Origin of the sequence: Paenibacillus sp. NRS-1760 (assembly GCF_050467785.1) — a bacterium.
In the GTDB taxonomy this organism is placed as follows: Bacteria; Bacillota; Bacilli; order Paenibacillales; family Paenibacillaceae; genus Pristimantibacillus.
The window spans coordinates 203,939-223,570 of record NZ_JBITPK010000010.1; the positions used below are offsets into that span (position 1 = coordinate 203,939).

At 43.4% G+C, this 19,632-nt stretch carries 16 protein-coding genes, 1 pseudogene and 1 riboswitch; all 17 genes and pseudogenes read left to right on the forward strand.

Annotation, left to right across the window (positions count from 1 at the left end):
- The first annotated feature begins 11 nt into the window (after positions 1–11).
- Positions 12–1,034, forward strand: coding sequence for a discoidin domain-containing protein (locus tag ACIFSR_RS11970; protein ID WP_430057557.1), 1,023 nt, complete (start codon positions 12–14; stop codon positions 1,032–1,034).
- Between the two features lie 283 nt (positions 1,035–1,317).
- Complete coding sequence (locus tag ACIFSR_RS11975; protein ID WP_430057558.1) at positions 1,318–1,644, forward strand: hypothetical protein; 327 nt, start codon at positions 1,318–1,320, stop codon at positions 1,642–1,644.
- A 139-nt stretch (positions 1,645–1,783) separates the two neighbouring features.
- Positions 1,784–2,578 (forward strand): Nif3-like dinuclear metal center hexameric protein, encoded by a 795-nt coding sequence (locus tag ACIFSR_RS11980; protein ID WP_339207624.1) that lies wholly within the window; start codon positions 1,784–1,786, stop codon positions 2,576–2,578.
- Between the two features lie 20 nt (positions 2,579–2,598).
- The gene (locus ACIFSR_RS11985) at positions 2,599–4,182 is read left to right on the forward strand and encodes a response regulator (protein WP_339207625.1); all 1,584 of its coding nucleotides are present in this window, start codon (positions 2,599–2,601) and stop codon (positions 4,180–4,182) included.
- A gap of 47 nt (positions 4,183–4,229) precedes the next feature.
- Positions 4,230–6,005, forward strand: coding sequence for a sensor histidine kinase (locus tag ACIFSR_RS11990; protein WP_339207626.1), 1,776 nt, complete (start codon positions 4,230–4,232; stop codon positions 6,003–6,005).
- 132 nt (positions 6,006–6,137) lie between these two features.
- Positions 6,138–7,847 carry an ABC transporter substrate-binding protein gene (locus ACIFSR_RS11995; protein WP_339207627.1) on the forward strand — a complete coding sequence of 570 codons (1,710 nt, stop codon included), beginning with the start codon at positions 6,138–6,140 and terminating at the stop codon, positions 7,845–7,847.
- 192 nt (positions 7,848–8,039) lie between these two features.
- The gene (locus ACIFSR_RS12000) at positions 8,040–9,014 is read left to right on the forward strand and encodes an ABC transporter permease (protein WP_339207628.1); all 975 of its coding nucleotides are present in this window, start codon (positions 8,040–8,042) and stop codon (positions 9,012–9,014) included.
- Between the two features lie 15 nt (positions 9,015–9,029).
- Positions 9,030–9,974, forward strand: coding sequence for a carbohydrate ABC transporter permease (locus ACIFSR_RS12005; protein ID WP_339207630.1), 945 nt, complete (start codon positions 9,030–9,032; stop codon positions 9,972–9,974).
- An 18-nt stretch (positions 9,975–9,992) separates the two neighbouring features.
- Complete coding sequence (locus tag ACIFSR_RS12010) at positions 9,993–11,012, forward strand: endo-1,4-beta-xylanase (RefSeq protein ID WP_430057562.1); 1,020 nt, start codon at positions 9,993–9,995, stop codon at positions 11,010–11,012.
- 28 nt (positions 11,013–11,040) lie between these two features.
- On the forward strand, positions 11,041–13,089 hold the full coding sequence (locus ACIFSR_RS12015; RefSeq protein ID WP_430057564.1) for an alpha-glucuronidase family glycosyl hydrolase: 2,049 nt from the start codon (positions 11,041–11,043) through the stop codon (positions 13,087–13,089).
- Positions 13,090–13,274: 185 nt separating this feature from the next.
- Positions 13,275–13,757 (forward strand): hypothetical protein, encoded by a 483-nt coding sequence (locus ACIFSR_RS12020; RefSeq protein ID WP_430057565.1) that lies wholly within the window; start codon positions 13,275–13,277, stop codon positions 13,755–13,757.
- A 31-nt stretch (positions 13,758–13,788) separates the two neighbouring features.
- A complete protein-coding gene (locus ACIFSR_RS12025) occupies positions 13,789–14,568 on the forward strand; it encodes an SDR family oxidoreductase (protein WP_430057567.1) in 780 nt (259 codons plus the stop codon).
- A gap of 129 nt (positions 14,569–14,697) precedes the next feature.
- Positions 14,698–15,700 (forward strand): annotated as a pseudogene (locus ACIFSR_RS12030) (DUF2332 domain-containing protein).
- Positions 15,701–15,970: 270 nt separating this feature from the next.
- Positions 15,971–16,579, forward strand: coding sequence for a TVP38/TMEM64 family protein (locus ACIFSR_RS12035; RefSeq protein WP_339207636.1), 609 nt, complete (start codon positions 15,971–15,973; stop codon positions 16,577–16,579).
- Positions 16,580–16,807: 228 nt separating this feature from the next.
- Complete coding sequence (gene kduI / locus ACIFSR_RS12040) at positions 16,808–17,638, forward strand: 5-dehydro-4-deoxy-D-glucuronate isomerase (RefSeq protein WP_076267940.1); 831 nt, start codon at positions 16,808–16,810, stop codon at positions 17,636–17,638.
- Between the two features lie 25 nt (positions 17,639–17,663).
- Positions 17,664–18,458 carry a DeoR/GlpR family DNA-binding transcription regulator gene (locus ACIFSR_RS12045; protein WP_430057569.1) on the forward strand — a complete coding sequence of 265 codons (795 nt, stop codon included), beginning with the start codon at positions 17,664–17,666 and terminating at the stop codon, positions 18,456–18,458.
- A gap of 4 nt (positions 18,459–18,462) precedes the next feature.
- Positions 18,463–19,218, forward strand: a complete 756-nt coding sequence (gene kduD, locus ACIFSR_RS12050; protein ID WP_339207638.1) for a 2-dehydro-3-deoxy-D-gluconate 5-dehydrogenase KduD — start codon at positions 18,463–18,465, stop codon at positions 19,216–19,218.
- Between the two features lie 143 nt (positions 19,219–19,361).
- A riboswitch (cobalamin riboswitch) is annotated at positions 19,362–19,555 on the forward strand.
- The last annotated feature ends 77 nt before the right edge of the window (positions 19,556–19,632 follow it).

Consider the following 19,632-nt stretch of genomic DNA (forward strand, 5'->3'; position numbering starts at 1 on the left):
GAGTGAATGCAGTGAAAATAAAAATGATTAGCACGTTGCTATCCGTGGTTATTTTGATGACAGCGATTTTTCCGAGTTTTTTTTCTGTATATGCCGAAGATAAACAAGCCGGGATGGAAATACAAACAACATCGAATGAAAACCTTGCAAGACAATCAGGCGTAACATACCAAGCAAGCTCGGAAGATCCTCTTTATCCGGTTAGCAAGGCTTTTGATGGAGATCGTATAGATTGGGATAACAGTCGATGGGCTGCAAAAGCATTTAATGACCAGTGGCTAGAAGTGGATTTTGGATCCGTCGTCACTTTTGACAAAATCGATATTTATGAATTTGATTATCTTAAAACGATTAGAAACTGGAGACTTGAGTACCATGACGGTTTAGATTGGAAAACAATAAAGACGGGAGATCGCTTTGCCAAAGGGTCTAATGTATTTACGTTTGAATCGGTACAAGCCCAAAAAGTGCGATTGTTTGTTGTACAAGCTGAAGGGGATTTTCCAAGCATTTGCGAATTCGAGGTTTACAATACGAAAGAAGCTAAGCCGGTCAATTATACGGTTAGCTTTAACTCAAACGGAGGCAGTGCAGTAGCCGCGGTTAGCCCGATTACGGGAATTTTACATGGCGCCACAATCCCTGAGCTTCCAACATCAACATTATTGGGCGGCTTTATATTTGAAGGCTGGTTTCTGGATGACCATACGTTTAAACATGAATTTACAAGCGAAACAGCTATTACCGCAAGCATTACCGTATACGCTAAATTTTCTTTGAAAAGTTCTCCCGAAGTGAATAAAGCTTGGCTTGATGCCCATATTGAATTTTCCCAAAACCTGAATCTTGATCATTATCTGGAAACAGGAAAAGCAGAACTTTTAGATGCTCTTGCAAATGCTAAAGAAGTATCCGAAAACCCGAGCGCACTTCAAGAGGATATTGATTTAGCAAATCATAATCTTAAATACGCGCTTTATAGAATGAGAATGAAACCAAGTAAGGAGAAACTAGAAGAATTAATTAGTAATTAAAGTAATCAATAGCTGGCGATATGGTGGCTAACAACGGAAACTAGAATGACATGCAATCAAACGGGCGGGACATGATCCATTCATGTCGCGCCCGTTTCCGTTGATGCGTTTTTTCTTTTACTTCTCCGCATCTAGTTCTCATGTCTGCACCGACCGGAGGTGCTGGAGGTAAATGATGAGTTACTATCCATCACGCGCGCAAGGATAAAAAAATCTATGATTAGCATTCGTTAATTGGCTTATTAAACAGCGGGGCATGGACTCTAGGATCGGACTGTAGCTCATGATTGAGCATGCTATAAAAGATCCAGACCCATCAAAGAAGGTATGGATCATTTCTAAGGAAACACTCGTTGAAAATCCAGGTGCTAAAAAGATTTTCAACGAGCTACGTGAGACGCTCACAGCGAACTTTCCGTGGATGGAGTATCACATTGTCGAACCAAAAGAAGATAATATACTTTTAGTTTGTAGTATAGGTAAGGGATATGAAGCTCCCAACGTTACCTTTAAGTATGGTGTCAGCCGCCTGAAAATCGAACCTGCGCGTGATTTTCTCGAGGCTGTGTTTCTTGCAGATGGTGGAGAATTTTTGTTGCAAAATATATAGTTTATAGGGTTGACACTATACTTTTTACATTGTGTAGTTTATTTTTTGAAATTACAATTTAATTAAATATGAATACGCTTTATTTCATCTTTTTATTCAATTACATGTCATAATAAATCTGAAGGGGTGCACCTATAAAATGATAAAAATACAAAATGTTGTGGATGATTTATTGGCCCCTGTTACTCCAATTACAGGCAGCGTGGATACGTTAAAGTTCGGAAATCCACAAACGGAAGTCAAGGGCATTGTCGTTGCGTTTATGGCCTCGCAGCAGGTGCTCGAATGGTCTGTCGCAATGGGGGCGAACCTCATCATTACGCATGAAGGAACCTTTTTTAGCCACCATGATGCCAAGGAATCTACTTACGTGAATGATCCTATTTATAAGGCTAAAAGCCGATTTATTGAAGAATCGGGTTTGGCGATTTATCGCTTCCACGATTATTGGCATCGGTACGAGCCAGACGGCATTATGGAGGGGCTTATTCACGCCTTGGATTGGAATGATCGTGTGACGGAGCATTTGCCCGCCGCATCAATCGTTGCCGTTCAACCGATGAAGCTCGAGCAAGTGATCGAGCATATCAAAAAAAAACTGGGAATCCGTTATGTGCGTACAGTAGGGGATTTATCCATGAGTTGCAGCCGGATTGGATTGTTGGCCGGCTACAGAGGTGGAGGGGACAACGCGATTCCTTTATTTGCAAACTATAAGCTGGACTTGATCATATACGGTGAAGGCCCGGAGTGGGAGACGCCAGAGTATGTAAGGGATGCCGTCCACCTGGGCAGGCACCAAGCACTAGTTGTTCTAGGTCATTCCGAAAGCGAGCAGCCGGGTATGAAACTGCTGGCTGATCGGCTTCGCCATAAATATTCTACTATTCCTGTTCATTACTTGCCTGTAGATCCCGTTTTTAAAGTGGTCTAACCCCCAATAAGAGGAGGAATATGATGCAATTACATCGTGCTATTCTAGTTGATGATGAACCATTTACCCGCAAAGGCTTAATGAAGCTGATCGATTGGGAAACCTGCGGCTTTCAGATCGTAGGGGAAGCTGACAATGGAGAGGATGCGCTTGAGCTGATCAAGCGTGTGCAGCCAGAGCTTGTCATAACGGACATTCGTATGCCGGTCATTGATGGACTTGAGCTGATTCGATGCGTCATGCTGGAAAATATAGCAGTACCTTATTTTATTATCATTAGCGGTTACAATGACTTCAATTATGCCCAGCAAGCGATGCGTTATGGCGTTCATGATTTCGTTGTTAAACCGGTCGATGAGATTGAATTCGCCGCTACGTTAACTAAATTAAAAGATAAATTAATACTGCAGCAAGAGGAACTGGCTAGAAATGAAAGGCTGCTTGGCGGTGAAATGATTAAATCACTCATTCTCGGTGAAGCGAGCGAGGCGTCCATTGCAGAATGGGAGCAGCGTTTGAACCTGAGTAAAGCTGATCGTTTATATTATTTGCTTGCTGAGCTGAACGATAACTACAACTGGCATCCGTATGAGGAGAAAGTTCCCTACACGCGCTTCAAGGAGCTTGTTCAACAAGAGCTTACGCGTATAACCTCTGCAGATCAGCCTATTTGCTTAAATGAGCATCGCAATCGTATCGGGATTTTGCTGCCTAGTTATTTACTGGCAAGATGCGGTGGAGATCTCGAGCGATTGTTAACGGCCTTTCGAGATGCGCTGGATGCACATTTGGGAAAAGGTGTATTTCTTTACGCAGGTTCTGCTGTTCAACATTTGTCGGAGATCCGAGAATCGTACAAGACCGCCAAGGAAGCCAGCTTACACAAATATATATACGAGGACAATCGCATCGTTAGCTTCGATCAAAAAAAGCTGGAGAGGCTCAATTATATCGGGTTTGATCCTGCTGAATTTAATTTATTTATGGAGCAAATGGAAGAGCTGCAGCTGGAGGCAGTGAAAACAATTGTTGATAAATGGTTTATAGATTTTCGCGAGAAACGATATGCTCCAGAAGCGGTTAAGATGAACATCCAGCTATGCTTGATGGGGATTTTGAAAACGATCCGCAATATGGAGGGGGATGAAAACTCCTTGCATACACTGGGACCGCTCCTAAACTGGCATGATTCTAATTTATCGCTCGGTGAACTAAAAAAACTGTTTCATGCATTTATCGAAGAGAGTCAGCAAAGTATTGCAGAGCTTAGGAAGGAACAGCTGAAGAGTGATATTCAAAAAATTAAAAGCTATATTGAAGCTAATTATTCGCAAAACATCAGCTTGAAGAGCATTGCTGCGCTATTTTATGTCAATCCGGTCTATCTAGGCCAATTATTTAAAAAGACATACCGCGTATATTTTAATGAATTTTTACTCCAGCTTCGAGTGAATGAGGCAAAAAAGCTGCTGAGACAATCGCGCACCATGCGTATATATGAGATTGCAGAGAAAATTGGCTTCAGCAATGCAGATTATTTTGTAACGCAATTCGAGAAGATCGAGCATATGACTCCTACAGAATACCGAAATAAGCTTTTGTAGGCGTAGTTTCTTAAACCATCCGTTAGCACAAGAAAAGGAGAATATCCGTGAAGCTGAGCCTAAGTCTCAACAATGTTCGTCTGCGGAATAAGCTGCTCATCCTTTATATCTTTTCGGTGTTTCTTCCAATCGTGTTAACCAATGTTATTTTTTATAATGTGACGACGGATAATGTGAGAAATCAGCGGATGAAGGATATTACACGAGCAGTAGAACAGATCAACAACGAATTCCGCGCCGAAGTCGAGGATGCCGTTACCATTTCCGCTGTGTTTTATACCGATTACAACTTAAACGAAATTTTAGAAACGGACTACCAAGAGCCTGCTGCTTATGTAGAAGCTTATGATACGTATTTCCGGAGAATTTTGAATAGCTATACTCCTGTTTATGCCTCCATTCAAAGCATAAAAATTTTCGTAGAAAATCCAACAATGCTGCATTCAGGCGGCGTTGGTTATTTATCAAACGAAATTAAACAGTCTGACTGGTACCAATTGCTCAAAGAAAGAGACAATTCTTACCCTATTTTCATTCGAACGCAGCAGGAGGATTTGTATCTGAAAAGCGATGGCGCGGATAGGCGGAACACATTCAGCATTATCCGTGAGATGAATTATTTTGAATCCAAAAATAAATGGCAAAAGTATTTGAAAATCGATTTGAAAACGAGCACGATTGACCAAATATTTCGAAATCAGAACCTGCAGGGCAACATTTATTTAATTGATGATAAAGGTCATGTGGAGTATACGACAGACCCTGAGGTGGACTGGAGCGGAAAACCGGTATCGTTTGATGAATTGGTTTTTCCAAAGGATTCGATCCAATTTCCTTCAACGAATTCCTATGTGAGTTATTTGGAAAATTGGCGCATTGTAGGGACGATTTCGGAGGAAGAGGTGCTTAAGGATGTTAGACAGTCCAGAGAATTTGTTTTCGTGCTGGCTTGTTTAAATATTGTTATACCGACACTGATTATATTATGGATATCACGTTCTTTGCATGAACGGCTTATTCGTATTTTGAGACATATGAAAAAAGTGAAAAACCAAAACTTTGATACGATAAAGCAAGGGGAATCCTTGGATGAAATTGGACAATTAACGAGTGAATTCAATCGAATGACGATACAAGTGAAAAGCTTGATTGATGATGTTTATATTGCGGATATTCAGACAAAAACATTGGAGCTTGAGCGGAGGAAAGCGCAGTTGAATGCGTTGCAAAGCCAGATCAATCCTCATTTTCTGTTTAATGCGCTGGAAACGATTCGAATGCGAAGCCTTATCAAGGATGAGATGGAGACGGCCAAGATCATACACAATATGGCAAAAATATTTAGAACCTCGCTCACTTGGGGCAAGGACCGCGTTATGGTTAGTGAAGAAATTGAATTTATTTTGTGTTTCCTCGAAATTCAGAAATACCGCTTTGAAGATCGGATGAATTACCATATTCATATCGATCCTTCTGCTAAAGAGTGTAAGGTACCAAAAATGATGTTTTTGCCGTTTGTAGAAAATGCAAGCATCCATGGCATTGAGCCGCTAAGGCATGGAGGCAGCATCCAGGTGCAAGTTGAGCGCGAGGAGGACACGTTAATTTTCTCGATCCGAGATAATGGGATTGGCATGAATGAACAAAAAGTAAAACAGTTTTATGGCTATTTGGATAGCGACGAAGAGCTGGGTGAAAGAATTGGCGTTCAGAACGTCATTTATCGCTTGAAGCTAATTTATGGAGACCGTTTTCAACTATTAATTGAGAGTGAGCCTGGACAAGGTACATTTATTCGGGTTGCTGTTCCTGTTGAAATATGAGGTGCTCGTAAAACGAATATCGTATATGTTTTTTAAAGTTTGAACTATAGTTTATTGGGTAAACAAAGTATTTTAGATTACTTATAATGAAAGTGCTTACAAAAAAGTTGCACTCGAAAGGGGCTGGGGAAAGTGAAAAAGAAAATATTATTGACTTGTATGACTGCCTTTATGATCTTTACTGCTGCATGCTCGAACAGCGGCAATGGCGGAGAAACAAAGCCAACAAACAGCACAAACACTCCTGCAAATACTGCAAGTGAAGGGAAAGAAACAGATAAGCCGGTTGAAAAAGTTACTTTTTCTTATTTCAATGGTGTTGCAGCAGCTAAGGACATTAACAGCAACGAGACGACGATTGGTAAAATTTTGGAGGATCAAACGGGCGTTAACTTTAAAATCGAGCATTTGGTTGGCGATTTGAACACAAAGGTTGGCACGATGATCGCATCCAACGCTTATCCAGATGTTATGATTCCGGATGCTGCAATCGACAAGATTTTAGATGCAGGTGCGTTTATTGCACTGGACGATCTTATTGAGCAATACGGCCCTAATATTAAACGGGTATACGGCAAGTATTTCAATCAAATGAGAGCCGCGGACGGCAAAATTTACTTTCTGCCATTCTCTAATACAGTTGGCGAGTATATTCCGGATCCGAACATTAACCAAGGTGCATTCTGGGTACAACGCAGAGTATTAAAAGAAGCGGGTTATCCGAAAGTAACAACGCTTGATGGTTACATGGATCTCATTAAAAATTTCGTAGAGAAGCACAAGGATGAGGATTTGACTGGTTATGTTTCACTGACACATGACTGGAGATTTTTCGCAACTTCCAACCCTCCAAACCATTTGGCAGGTTACCCGAATGACGGCAACGTCATCGTGGATATGAACACCTTCGAAGCAAAAACATACGCTGCGGATGAAAATACGAAGCGCTGGCTTCAAAAGCTAAATGAGATCAATGCTGAAGGCTTGTTCGATAAAGCTTCCTTCGTAGATAATTTTGATCAATATTTAGCTAAATTGACTTCGCATAAAGTGGTTGGCTTCTTCGATTACGGCTGGCAGTTTGCTAATGCTCAAAATGCGCTCAAAGACGCCGCTAAACAAGATCCAACACAGGATGATTTCGTATACTTCCCGCTGCCAGTTACTTTTGACGGCCAAAAGGATCAATACCTGGATCCTCCAGGCTTTGTTAAAAACCGCGGCATGGGTATTACCGTGAGTGCGAAGGATCCTGCGCGTATTGTTCAATACTTGGATAATCTTCTAACAGATGAGAACCAAATTCTTCAGAAATGGGGAATTAAAGGGGAAACGTACGAAGTAAATGAAAATGGCAGAATGTACCGTACAGCGGAACAAATCGCCAAAATCGATGAAGCTTTCAACGAAAAATTTGGATTTAAATATTATTCTTGGAACTGGCCGCTTTACAACAATGGCTCATCTCTGCCGGATGGCAACTCCGTATCACCAGGAATGCAAGCAGAAGTATTCCAAATGAGCCTAACTAATGAAGACAAGACTATTCTTGAAAAATATGGCGTGAAAACGTATTCCGAACTGTTTGCAGCACCGGACGATCGTCCATGGTACCCTGCTTGGGGCATTCCGAAGGAGCAAGGCTCCACGCAGCAAATTTGGGAAACGAAAAAAGATGAGCTTACGAAAAAATACTTCCCTAAGCTTGTCCTTGCGAAACCAGCTGACTTTGAGAAGGTATGGACAGAATATACAGATGCATTCGGCAAGCTGGATACAGCTGCCTACGAGAAATGGACAACAGATGAAGTCAAGAAATTGATTGAAGCATCCAAGCAATAAAATAGAAGGATCGGTGAAAGGCCGGCTTGCGCATGCAATATGCCGGCCTTTCTTCAAATATAAGAATTTATAAGTTTATTAGCTTATAAATGCCTTATATTTCTCCGTCAAAGCTGCTTCGGCGTCCAGAGGTCGCCGAAGACGCTTTTGCTTGCTATCCAGCATCATTCAGTCCGGAAGGAGAGATTCAAGATGGAACATAAGCCCGATATGTCATCGTCAAACCTGGTGCTGCCTAAGAAGCCGTCGGGACTGAAGAATTTTGCGAAAAAGCTCATTGAGCAGCGCGTGCTTGTTCTTATGTCTGTGCCGTTTCTAGCGTGGTTGTTTATTTTTAAATATATGCCTCTATGGGGGTGGACGATCGCCTTTCAAGCCTATAAACCAGCGAAAAGCTTTAGTGAGCAGAAATGGGTTGGGTTTGATCATTTTAAATTTTTATTCGAGGACGAAAGGTTTCTTCGGGTCTTAAGAAATACAGTAGCGATGAGCGGAATCAATCTGGTTCTCGGCTTCGTTACGGCAATTACACTCGCTTTGTTGTTAAATGAGGTCAGGAAGGTAGCTTTTAAACGTATTGTTCAAACGGTCAGCTATTTGCCCCATTTTATTTCATGGGTAGTTGCGGCAAGCATTATTCAAACAACGTTATCTCCAGATGGCATTATTAATCAAATGCTGCTTTGGATCGGATGGGTGGAAAAAGGCGAGGAAATATTGTTTCTCGGTATACCTGAACAATTCTGGACCATTTTTGGAGCAAGCTCTGTATGGAAAGATGTAGGCTGGAATACAATCGTCTACCTTGCGGCAATGACGATGATTGACCCTGCGCAATATGAAGCAGCAGAGATGGATGGAGCAGGCCGAATTAAACGGATGTGGTATGTAACGCTTCCGGGTATTAAACCGGTTATTATCGTATTGCTCATTATGAATATCGGGTATTTGCTGGAATCGGGCTTCGAGCCGCAGTATTTGCTGGGGAACGGCATGAACGTCGATTTTTCCGAAAACCTTGACATATTTGTTCTTAAATACGGGATTGCGCAAGGCAATTACTCGCTATCGATTGCAGCGGGCATGTTTAAAACCATTATCAGCTTTATTTTATTGTTCGCAGCGAACAATCTTGCAAAACGTATGGGCGAGTCCAGACTGTTTTAGAGGGAGGGGTACAACATGAGTCATTCGGCATCGGAAGCTGTGTCAAACAAACCAAGCCGCATCCGCTCATCACGCGGCGATCTCATATTTGATATTTGTAATTATATATTTCTTACTTTACTGATGGTTGTGACCTTATATCCTTTCTTGAATACGGCCGCCGTATCACTTAACAATGCGACGGATTCGATTAAGGGCGGCATATATTTGCTGCCAAGGATATGGACACTGGACAATTATGCCTATGTGCTAAAAGAAGCAACGATATTCCATGCAACGCTGATTTCAATCCTTCGAACGGTAATTGGAACGATTGCTACCGTTTTTTGCTCAGCGATGGTCGCTTACACGATTACTAGGCAAGAATACGTTCTTAGAAAATTCGTAACGATTGCGTTCATCTTGACAATGTATTTTAATGGCGGACTTATTCCCAACTTCTTGTTAATCCGTGATTTAGGCTTGATCAACAATTTTTGGGTCTATATTTTCCCAGGCTTAATCGGCGTATTTAACTTAATCATTATTCGTTCCTTTATTGAAGGGCTGCCAGAGAGTATTTTGGAATCAGCAAGAATAGATGGCGCAGGCGACTTCAAAATGTTCTACAGCATCGTTCTGCCGCTTTGCGTACCTGTACTTGCAACGGTTGCTTTATTCTCAGCCGTGTATCAGTGGAATCAATGGTTTGACGTGTTCTTGTACAATTCCTCGAATATCGATCTCAGTACGCTGCAGTATGAGCTGCAAAAAATTCTTCAGAACTCCAATGCATCCTTGACGGCGAAGACGGCTGCCGATGCATTCTCGGGCGCGGCCAATTCTGGAGGGAATTCGGTGACACCGCTTGCGGTTCGGGCAACGATGACGATTGTGGCTTCCTTGCCGATCATTATGGTATATCCGTTTCTACAGAAATACTTTGTAAAAGGTATGACCGTAGGCGGCGTGAAAGGTTAATAGACAGGGGGAAATAAGATGAGCAGCAATACAGCGAGTTCTGTTCCTAAGTTATACGAAGCATTTAAAGATTCATTTGATATAGGCGCAGCGGTTAATCCGCGTACCATTGTTCAGGCTCGCGATCTCATTGCCACCCATTTTAACAGCTTGACTGCTGAGAATGAAATGAAGTTTGTTAGCTTGCACCCTTCCGAAGATACCTATACGTTCGAAGAAGCAGACAAAATCGTCGCATTTGCAAGAGAGCATGGGAAAAGAATGAGAGGGCATACACTGGTCTGGCATAATCAGACATCCGATTGGCTGTTTGAAGAAGCGGATGGCAGCCCAGTTAGCCGCGAGAAGCTTTTGGATCGATTGAAATCGCATATTCATACCGTTGTTGGCCGTTATAAAGATGATATTTATGCTTGGGACGTCGTAAATGAAGTCATTTCTGACGAAGGCGCAGCTATGCTGCGTCCAACCAAATGGCTGGATATCGCCGGAGTGGACTATATTGCCAAAGCGTTTGAATTCACACATGAAGCAGATCCTAAAGCTCAGCTTTTCTATAATGATTATAATGAGTCGAACCCTATGAAACGCGATAAAATCTATCAATTGGTTAAATCGCTGCTAGAGCAGGATGTCCCGATTCATGGCGTTGGCCTTCAAGCGCATTGGAGCTTATATCATCCTCATTTAGATGAAATACGGGCTGCTATCGAGAAGTACGCTTCACTTGGCCTAAGACTGCAATTAACAGAGCTTGATATATCGATGTTCCGCCATGATGATGTACGAACCGACTTAGCAAAGCCTACTGAAGAAATGCAGGAGCTGCAGGAGAAACGATATGAGGCTGTTTTTCATTTGCTGACGGAATATCGCAATCATATTGATGCGGTTACGTTCTGGGGAGCGGCGGATGATTATACGTGGCTCAGTGATTTTCCTGTACGTGGACGGAAAAATTGGCCAATGCTATTTGATGAGAACCATGAGCCAAAAGGTTCGTTCTGGCGCATCATGAAGCAGCACTCATCTCTCTGAGCCAGCTTACAAGGAGGCACGTTAATAAATGGACAGTCACACGTATAAGGCTTGGCTGAATCCTCAGCGGATAGAGGATTTGCATTTGAAAAAGGAGTATTTGGCTCTTTTTGGTCAGATCGTCTTTAGTGGCGTGGCGACTGGCGTTTTGGAAACGGCAATCAAAGAGCTGCAGCATGGCATTCATGCCTTAATCGGCATAATTCCGGCAGTAAAGGAGCGGGCTGAGCCTGCGACGGCTGGTTTCCTTCATATTATGGTGGACTCCGTATTAATGGATTCGGATAGATGGGAGCCGTCCAAAGCGGGATATATGCTTCGGTATAGCTCTCAGCAAGGCCATGGCAATTTATCTCTTGTCGGCGGATCAGATACAGCCGTATTATATGGTGTGTTTCATTTGCTGCGTCTATTAGGCGCCGGTAAGCCAGTGAAAGAACTGAATGCCGAGCAATCTCCAGCCATGTCGCTTCGAATGATTAATCAGTGGGATAATGCTGACGGTTCGGTAGAGCGAGGGTATGCGGGACAGTCTATATTTTATCAAAACGGAGAAATAACGAGTGATTTTAATCGAATAAACGATTATGCGAGAATGCTCGCATCCGTTGGCCTCAATGCGATTTCTATCAATAATGTGAATGTCCATGCGATTGAAACGATGTTCATCACAGAGGAAAAGCTTCCTGCTGTTGCGGTTATTGCAGACATTTTCCGCAGGTACGGAATTACGCTGTTTCTGAGTGTTAACTTTGCTGCTCCTCTGCAAATCGGAGGTCTGGCCACTGCGGATCCGCTGGATGCTGGTGTGCAGCAGTGGTGGAAGGAAACAGCTGAACGGATTTACGCGTTCATTCCTGACTTCGGTGGTTTCGTCGTGAAGGCAGATTCTGAGCATCGGCCGGGGCCATTTGCTTATGGACGTGACCATGCAGATGGAGCGAATATGCTCGCTGAAGCGCTGGAAGCTCACGATGGCATCGTCATTTGGCGCTGCTTCGTTTATGACTGCATGCAGGATTGGCGTGATCGGAAGATCGATCGAGCGCGTGCTGCATTTGACCATTTCAAACCGCTCGATGGTCGTTTTCGGAGTAATGTCATTCTGCAAATTAAGAATGGACCGATGGACTTTCAGGTTCGCGAGCCCGTATCCCCGTTGTTTGGCGCGATGAAGAAAACGAACCAGATGATGGAGTTCCAGATCACTCAAGAATATACCGGTCAACAGAAGCATCTTTGTTATCTCGTCCCGCAGTGGAAGCAGGTAATGGATTTCGATACCTATGCGGAAGGTGCATCGACTGAAGTTAAGCGAGTGGTGGATGGTACATTGTACGGCATGAAATATAGCGGAATTGCAGCAGTAAGCAATATTGGGAATGAAGAGAGCTGGACAGGGCATATTCTCGCACAAGCCAATCTTTACGGATATGGCCGGCTGGTCTGGAACCCGGCTTTAACAGCCGAGGAGATTTCGCACGAGTGGATAGCCGCAACGTTTGGCAATGATCCTGTGATAGCTTTAGCAATCGGTGACATGCTGATGAAGTCGTGGCTGTTATATGAAAGCTATACGGCGCCGCTTGGCGTAGGCTGGATGATCACACCTAACCATCATTTTGGTCCGGATATCGATGGCTACGAGTATTCAAGATGGGGAACCTACCATTTTGCAGATCGTGACGGTATCGGCGTTGACCGGACGCAGGCGAGCGGAACAGGATATACCGCACAGTATAATGAACCAAACCGTTCGCAGTATGATAGTTTGGACACTTGTCCAGATGAGCTGCTGTTATTTTTCCATCATGTGCCTTATACCCATGTACTCCATTCTGGCAAGACGGTCATTCAGCATATCTACGATACCCATTTTGCGGGTGCGGAGGAAGCAGAGCAGATGAAGCGGGATTGGGCTGGTTTGGCCGGTAAAATCGATGAAGCAAGGTTTGCACATGTTGCTGAGCGATTGGCCTTTCAAGCTGATCATGCGAAGCACTGGCGCGACGTGATCAATACGTATTTCTACCGCAAATCGGGCATTGCTGATGCGGCTGGTCGGAAAATATTTTAATGAGTTTGGATGCGAGGTGGAGATTTGTCCACCTCGTTTTTTGTTAGGACAAGCACAATATTCAGTCCTTTGCCGCGATGGTAGAGGGCTGTTTTTGTCTATAGATAAAACCTTTACAAATGAGGAAAGCTTTGCAATCATAAAGTAATGGGATTTTATTGGAAATTGCGATGAGGAGTGAAGCTATGAAAGTCATGAGAATATCAGATTGGTTAGCTGCTGCAATGAAGTTAAGCGTAATATCTGCATTTGTTGTATTGTTAAGCGCTTGCAGCAATACAGTTAAAGTCGAGCATATCGAGGCATTTAGCATAGAAATTTCAGAGGAAAATAAAGATGGCTTTTATGAACAAACAGGCTTTAAGAAGGTGAACTCTATTACTGCTTTTGCAGAAAATAAAAATTATTTAAGCTCTGAAACCAAAATGGTCGTGGATTATTATGATCTGGATGGAAAATACGTTAAATCAGAAATCGTACATACGAAATTCAGCAAGTCTCATATCACGATGTCTGAAGATGGAGATAATCGAAAAAAAGAGCTTCAGGAGCCATCAACCATTATCATACCTGATGACAATTTACAAAATTTTCGATCCAGTGCTCTATCTGACGATGAGAAAAAGCAGATTAAACAGCATGTATTAAATCTAATAGATAGCTTATAAGTTTAGGACAAAGGAATATGGAGGTAATGCAATGATCTCATTAAAAAATAAAATAGCGATCGTTACAGGAGCGAGCAGATCCACGGGAATTGGAACAGCGATTTGCCGTTCGCTTGCACGCTTAGGAGCGGACATTTTCTTTACGCATTGGCATGCCTTTGATGAAACGGAAGGCAATGGGGGAGAGAAGGACTGGCCTGAGCAGCTGCGTAAAGAACTAGAAGACTTAGGCGTGAGGGCAAGTCATATGGAAGCGGATTTTACTAATGTGGAAACACCATCCCTTATTATGGAACAAGTAGAAAGGTCGTTAGGCCACGCGACGATATTAATTAACAACGCCACCTATTGCGTACCTTCCAATTACAAAAGCTTGGATATAAATATATTGGACCAACATTATGCCGTGAATAACCGCGGGCCGATATTGTTAAGCACAGCGTTTGCGAGCCGATTTGAGAAAAACCAAATTAAAGGGACATCGGGCAGAATTATTTTTATGGTTTCAAAAGGGCCCGATCCTAATAATTTGGCTTATATAGCAACTAAAGGCGCATTGATCGGGCTAATCGAGCCGTTATCTGTAGGGTTGGCTCCGCTTCAAATTACAGTGAATGGGTTTGATCCAGGTCCGACCGATTCTGGCTGGATGGATGAGCAGATGAAAGCAGGCTTTTTGCCAATGTTCCCTATGGGACGCATCGGTTTGCCGGAGGATGCGGCTAAAGCAATCTGCTTCTTGGCGAGTGACGAATCGCAGTGGATAACCGGGCAAGTCATAAAATCTGAAGGTGGTTTTTTGGGTAAATAGCTCTTTTTATCCTTTATCATCCTTCATACACTTGATAAAAGAAATCTATATAGTTTATAAAATCATTGAAATATGATTTATCGATAGCCATGATACAATGCCGTTAAGTGGGAAATTGGAGGGATGGCATTGTTGAACAAGCCTATTTTGACTGAGCAATTTATGGTGTTCGCGACGAGGGAATGCAATGGCTCAAGCCGTTTATATGAACAGCTATCATTAGCCATTGCAGATGATGATGAAATGCTTCAGATGGCTTCTCATTGCAGAGAAGGCCAGCCAGTTCCCAATCTTTTTTTTGCTGCGGTGCAGTACTTGCTGCGCAAAGAGAGCAGCCACGAACTGCAAAAGTTTTACGGCAGCATAGTTAACGATCCGAGAGAGGCGGCGGAGGCATTCCCTTTTTTTAAACACTTTTGCCATCAGCATAAAAACGAGATTGTTCATCTTCTCCAAAACAAGCTTGTACAAACGAATGAGGTTAGACGCTGTGCATTCTTGTATCCTGCATTTTGTTACATGTATCAAAAAACGAAAAAACCATTAGCAATCATTGAAATCGGAACAAGTGCGGGGCTGCAGCTTTTTTGGGATAAGTATAGTTATCAATATAACGATAGTGAAACCTATGGAAGTATAGATGCTGAACTGGTACTGCACTCGGAAGTTCGTGGAGACGTTGCCTTGCATCTCCTAAAACAAAGTCCGCCAGTGATTACAAGGATAGGAATAGATTTGCATGTTAATAATCTGGAAGAGGCAGACGATTATCTTTGGTTAAAATCGTTGATATGGCCTGAGCATAATGAGCGGATTGTGAATTTTGGCAAAGCAGCTTCTTTATTAAAAGGGCAGCAGATGGAGTTGTTTCAGGGGAATGGCGTGAAACGACTTGCAGAAATGGTTGCTAAAATAACGGCGGATTGTGTTATTGGTGTGTTTCACACCCATGTAGCTAATCAAATGACTCATGAAGACAAAGTTGAATTAACAGACAACATTAGGAGAGTAGCGAAACAATAATATGTGGGACCCAAATCTTCATCTTGATTATTATTTGGAGGGCAAGGAGCAAACGGAAACGTTAGCGGAAACAGATGGTCATGGCCGTTGGTTTCGGTGGATGCTTTGATCCTAATCGTTCATTGTGGATTTAACGAAAGAGCATAATTTCAGCGCGCAGGGATAGAGGTCGAGAGTTTTATGGAATGGGATTCGGGTGCTTACACCATTGCATGGAAAGCACAAAAGATTGTACTGCTTCCGAAGGAATATGCGCTGCTGCATTTAAACAAGAACTGAACGACTGATCACTGGCGATCTTAAATTTGACACAATGCATTGCTCGTATTTATCATCAATAATGATAAGCTGGAGATATCTACTATTCAGGGGTACAACAATGCTCAAAAAAACAGGTTTAGCTGCTTTGTATGCCAGTATTGCTTATCTTATTTATCATTATGGCGATGTGATTTTGACGTGGTTTCAGCAAGCGGATAATGTGCCGCTCGTCGTCATTATGGCAACGCTCGTCGCACTATTTCCTGTCATCCCGTATCCCGTAATCGGCGGGCTCATTGGTGCTGCTCTTGGCCCAGTGTTAGGCGCGGCAGTGACATGGATTGGCTCAGCGGCAGCATCCATTGTGATGTTTCTGTTTATCCGCTATGGCTACCAAGAGTGGGGGAAGAAGTTTCTCTACCGTTATCCAAGCATCGGCAAACTAACGGTGATGTTTGAGCAGAATGCTTTTCTAACGATTATGTTTGCTCGGCTCATTCCGTTCATTCCATCCATTGCAGTTAATATGTACTCGGCGCTAAGCCGTGTTTCCTTTACCGTTTATGCGATCGCCTCATCGATTGGCAAAATTCCAGCGATGCTGCTGTTCGCCACGATCGGTGATACGCTTATGACGGATCCAAGAAACGTATTCGTTACCGTCTTAGTATACGGCATGTTTATGGCGGTATCTCTTTATGTTTATCGAAGGTGGAAGCTTCATTAGATTTCCTCTAAAACAACAAACGGCTTCTTCGCAAATGATGTGCGCGGAGGTCGTTTTTTTTTGTTGTACAATCTTCTCGATAATAAAATGTTCATGCTAATCCAAAATGTTTAAAATGTTCTTTTTATGTTCGTAAATGTGTGTTATTATAAAAACGAACAATAACAAACATTAGCGTAGCTTGCGAGGCGAGTCTAACGCAAATAACTTTTAGGAGGCTTTTATCCAATGGAAGTACGCCATACTACGAATCCTACTGATGTGAAGCAATATGATACGGAACGTCTGCGCAGCGAGTTTTTGATCGAAAGCTTGTTTGAGCAAGATCAATTAAAAATGACATATACGCATTATGACAGAATGGTTGTAGGCGGAGCATTGCCTGTGAACGAGACGCTTGAGCTGGAGGATGCTGCAACGCTAAAAACCGAATATTTCTTGGAGCGCCGCGAGGTTGGCTTCTTGAATATTGGCGGACCTGCTTCGATTTCCGTTGATGGGGAAGTATACGAGCTGAATAAGCTCGACGTGCTTTATGTTGGCAAGGGCAAACGTCAGGTGCTGCTGTCAAGTGTAGATAAAGCAAACCCTGCGAAGCTTTATTTCTGTTCCGCGCTTGCGCATGCTGAAATTGCAACACGCAAGATGACGATGGAGGAAGCGAATCCGACTCATCTTGGTTCGCAGGAGACTTCCAATGAACGTATTCTTTATAAATATATCCACGCAGACGGCATCCAAAGCTGCCAGCTTATGCTTGGTGTAACGAGCTTGAAAACGGGAAGCGTCTGGAATACGATGCCTTCTCATGTCCATGACCGCCGCATGGAAGCATACTTGTACTTCGACATGAATGATGATGCTCGCGTATTCCATATGATGGGCGAGCCTTCGCAGACGAGACATCTTGTTGTTGCCAATGACCAAGCGATTCTTTCACCGCCATGGTCGATCCACTCAGGAGTGGGCACAAGCAATTATACATTCTGCTGGTCGATGGCTGGAGAGAACTACACATTTACAGATATGGACGCCGTACCTGCAAGCGAGCTAAAATAGAAACATTCGCTACAGGGGGTGCACTATGCTTGCTGCCGAACGGCATCGTAAGATTATAGATAAATTGGAGCAGCTTGGCGCGGTTAAAGTTTCCGAGCTAAGCGAGCTGTTTCAAGTCACGGAGAAAACGGTTCGTGAAGATTTAGAGAAGCTGGAAGAGAAGGGATTGCTGAAACGGACTCATGGCGGAGCTGTGCCCCAGCATAGAGGCGAAGACAGCCTTTATCCGCTGCAATTCCCAAACAGCAAGCATCAGCGGGAGAAGGCGGCGATTGCAGAGCTTGCTCTTTCCTGCATCGAGCCTAATGATATTATTGCGCTTGATGCTGGCAGTACTACGCTCGAAATGGCAAAACGTCTGCCCAACATCCCGGTTACGGTGCTTACGAACGATCTGCTTATCATTCGGGAGCTGACTGCGAAGGACCAAGTAAGGCTTGTTATTCCCGGGGGCTACCGGCATAACAATTTGCTTATCGGCGCAGAATCGCAGGAATGGATTAAACGACTGAATGTACACAAGCTATTTCTTTCCACAACCGGCATTCATATGGAATATGGGCTTACCATATTCACAGAAGAATTGACGAAGCTGAAGAAGCTGTATATGGAAAATGCCAAGGTCGTCTACTGCCTTGCCGATCATAACAAATTCGATAAGGGTGCACTAATAACGTTTGCCGGTTTGCATGAAATTGACTATATCATCACAGACGAAGGTATAGATGCGGACGTTGCGGCGAGGTATGAGTCACAAAATATAAAAATGATGAAAGCAGCGCTTTCGGAAAATGGGAAGCGTACTAAAGGTAGGAGCTGAGCCGATGAGTTTGTTTGATTTGACGGGTAAAACAGCTGTCGTCACAGGTGCAGGGCGCGGGCTTGGAGAAGCGATTGCGCTTGGATTAGCACGAGCGGGTGCGGATATCGCGCTTGTCACGAACCAAACGCCTGCTGACAAAACGGCAGCAGCGATAAGAGAGCTTGGACGCAAAGCGATTACAATTCAGACCGATATTGCTGACCGAACGAAGCTTGCTGGAATTGTTGATCGTACAGTTGAAGAACTGGGACGCATCGATATTTTGGTCAACAATGCGGGTATCATTCGCCGCACACCAGCTGCAGAGCATAGCTACGAGGACTGGCAGGATGTACTCGACGTTAACTTGAATTCTGTATTTCTCCTTTCCCAGCTGGCTGGGAAACATATGATTGAACAGGGCTCAGGGAAAATTATTAACATTGCGTCGATGTTAACCTTCCAAGGCGGAATTAATGTTCCGGGTTATACGTCCAGCAAACATGCCGTTGCCGGTCTTACCAAAGCGCTTGCTAGCGAATGGGCAGCTAAAGGCTTGCAGGTAAATGCGATAGCCCCAGGCTACATGAGTACAGACAACACCGAAGCGCTTCGCGAGGATCCTGTTCGCAGCGCTCAAATTTTGCAGCGCATACCAGCGGGACGCTGGGGTACATCGCAGGATTTGATTGGACCAGCGGTATTCCTAGCCTCTTCAGCTTCTGATTATATGAACGGCCATATCTTGGCTGTTGATGGCGGTTGGCTGGTTAGGTAATTATATAAAAACCAATAAGGCTTTCCTTTTGCAGCGCAGGCTGCTTAGAGGAGAGTCTTTTTTTGATACTATAATGATTTCCATTGTATGGTTATTATTTTGCGTGTATAGTTATTCGTGATCCTAAAAAATGCGATCAACAACTGAAATAAGTGGAAATAGGTGCTCTTGCTGTATAGCTTGAGCTTAAAAGGGAAGTCCGGTGCAAAACCGACGCGGTCCCGCCACTGTAACAGAGGAGTCTAAGCGCTAACGCCACTGATCTTAACCGGTTGGGAAGGCAAGCTTACGATGATGATTCTGGAGCCAGGAGACCTGCCTATTTGAACGACACTGATTTTACCTACGGGAGATAGGGAGGTGTTAAGACAGAACCGCTGTTTATTAAAACGCCGGGCGTCTTTACCTTTGCTT

What these genes read in the sequence shown, in the direction of transcription:
- ACIFSR_RS12025 (WP_430057567.1), top strand. Translation starts at nt 13,789, where the DNA reads ATGATCTCATTAAAAAATAAAATAGCGATCGTTACAGGAGCGAGCAGA.
- ACIFSR_RS12020 (WP_430057565.1), top strand. Translation starts at nt 13,275, where the DNA reads ATGAAAGTCATGAGAATATCAGATTGGTTAGCTGCTGCAATGAAGTTA.
- ACIFSR_RS12005 (WP_339207630.1), top strand. Translation starts at nt 9,030, where the DNA reads ATGAGTCATTCGGCATCGGAAGCTGTGTCAAACAAACCAAGCCGCATC.
- ACIFSR_RS12035 (WP_339207636.1), top strand. Translation starts at nt 15,971, where the DNA reads ATGCTCAAAAAAACAGGTTTAGCTGCTTTGTATGCCAGTATTGCTTAT.
- kduD (WP_339207638.1), top strand. Translation starts at nt 18,463, where the DNA reads ATGAGTTTGTTTGATTTGACGGGTAAAACAGCTGTCGTCACAGGTGCA.
- kduI (WP_076267940.1), top strand. Translation starts at nt 16,808, where the DNA reads ATGGAAGTACGCCATACTACGAATCCTACTGATGTGAAGCAATATGAT.
- ACIFSR_RS11985 (WP_339207625.1), top strand. Translation starts at nt 2,599, where the DNA reads ATGATGCAATTACATCGTGCTATTCTAGTTGATGATGAACCATTTACC.
- ACIFSR_RS12045 (WP_430057569.1), top strand. Translation starts at nt 17,664, where the DNA reads ATGCTTGCTGCCGAACGGCATCGTAAGATTATAGATAAATTGGAGCAG.
- ACIFSR_RS11980 (WP_339207624.1), top strand. Translation starts at nt 1,784, where the DNA reads ATGATAAAAATACAAAATGTTGTGGATGATTTATTGGCCCCTGTTACT.
- ACIFSR_RS12015 (WP_430057564.1), top strand. Translation starts at nt 11,041, where the DNA reads ATGGACAGTCACACGTATAAGGCTTGGCTGAATCCTCAGCGGATAGAG.
- ACIFSR_RS12010 (WP_430057562.1), top strand. Translation starts at nt 9,993, where the DNA reads ATGAGCAGCAATACAGCGAGTTCTGTTCCTAAGTTATACGAAGCATTT.
- ACIFSR_RS11975 (WP_430057558.1), top strand. Translation starts at nt 1,318, where the DNA reads ATGATTGAGCATGCTATAAAAGATCCAGACCCATCAAAGAAGGTATGG.
- ACIFSR_RS12000 (WP_339207628.1), top strand. Translation starts at nt 8,040, where the DNA reads ATGGAACATAAGCCCGATATGTCATCGTCAAACCTGGTGCTGCCTAAG.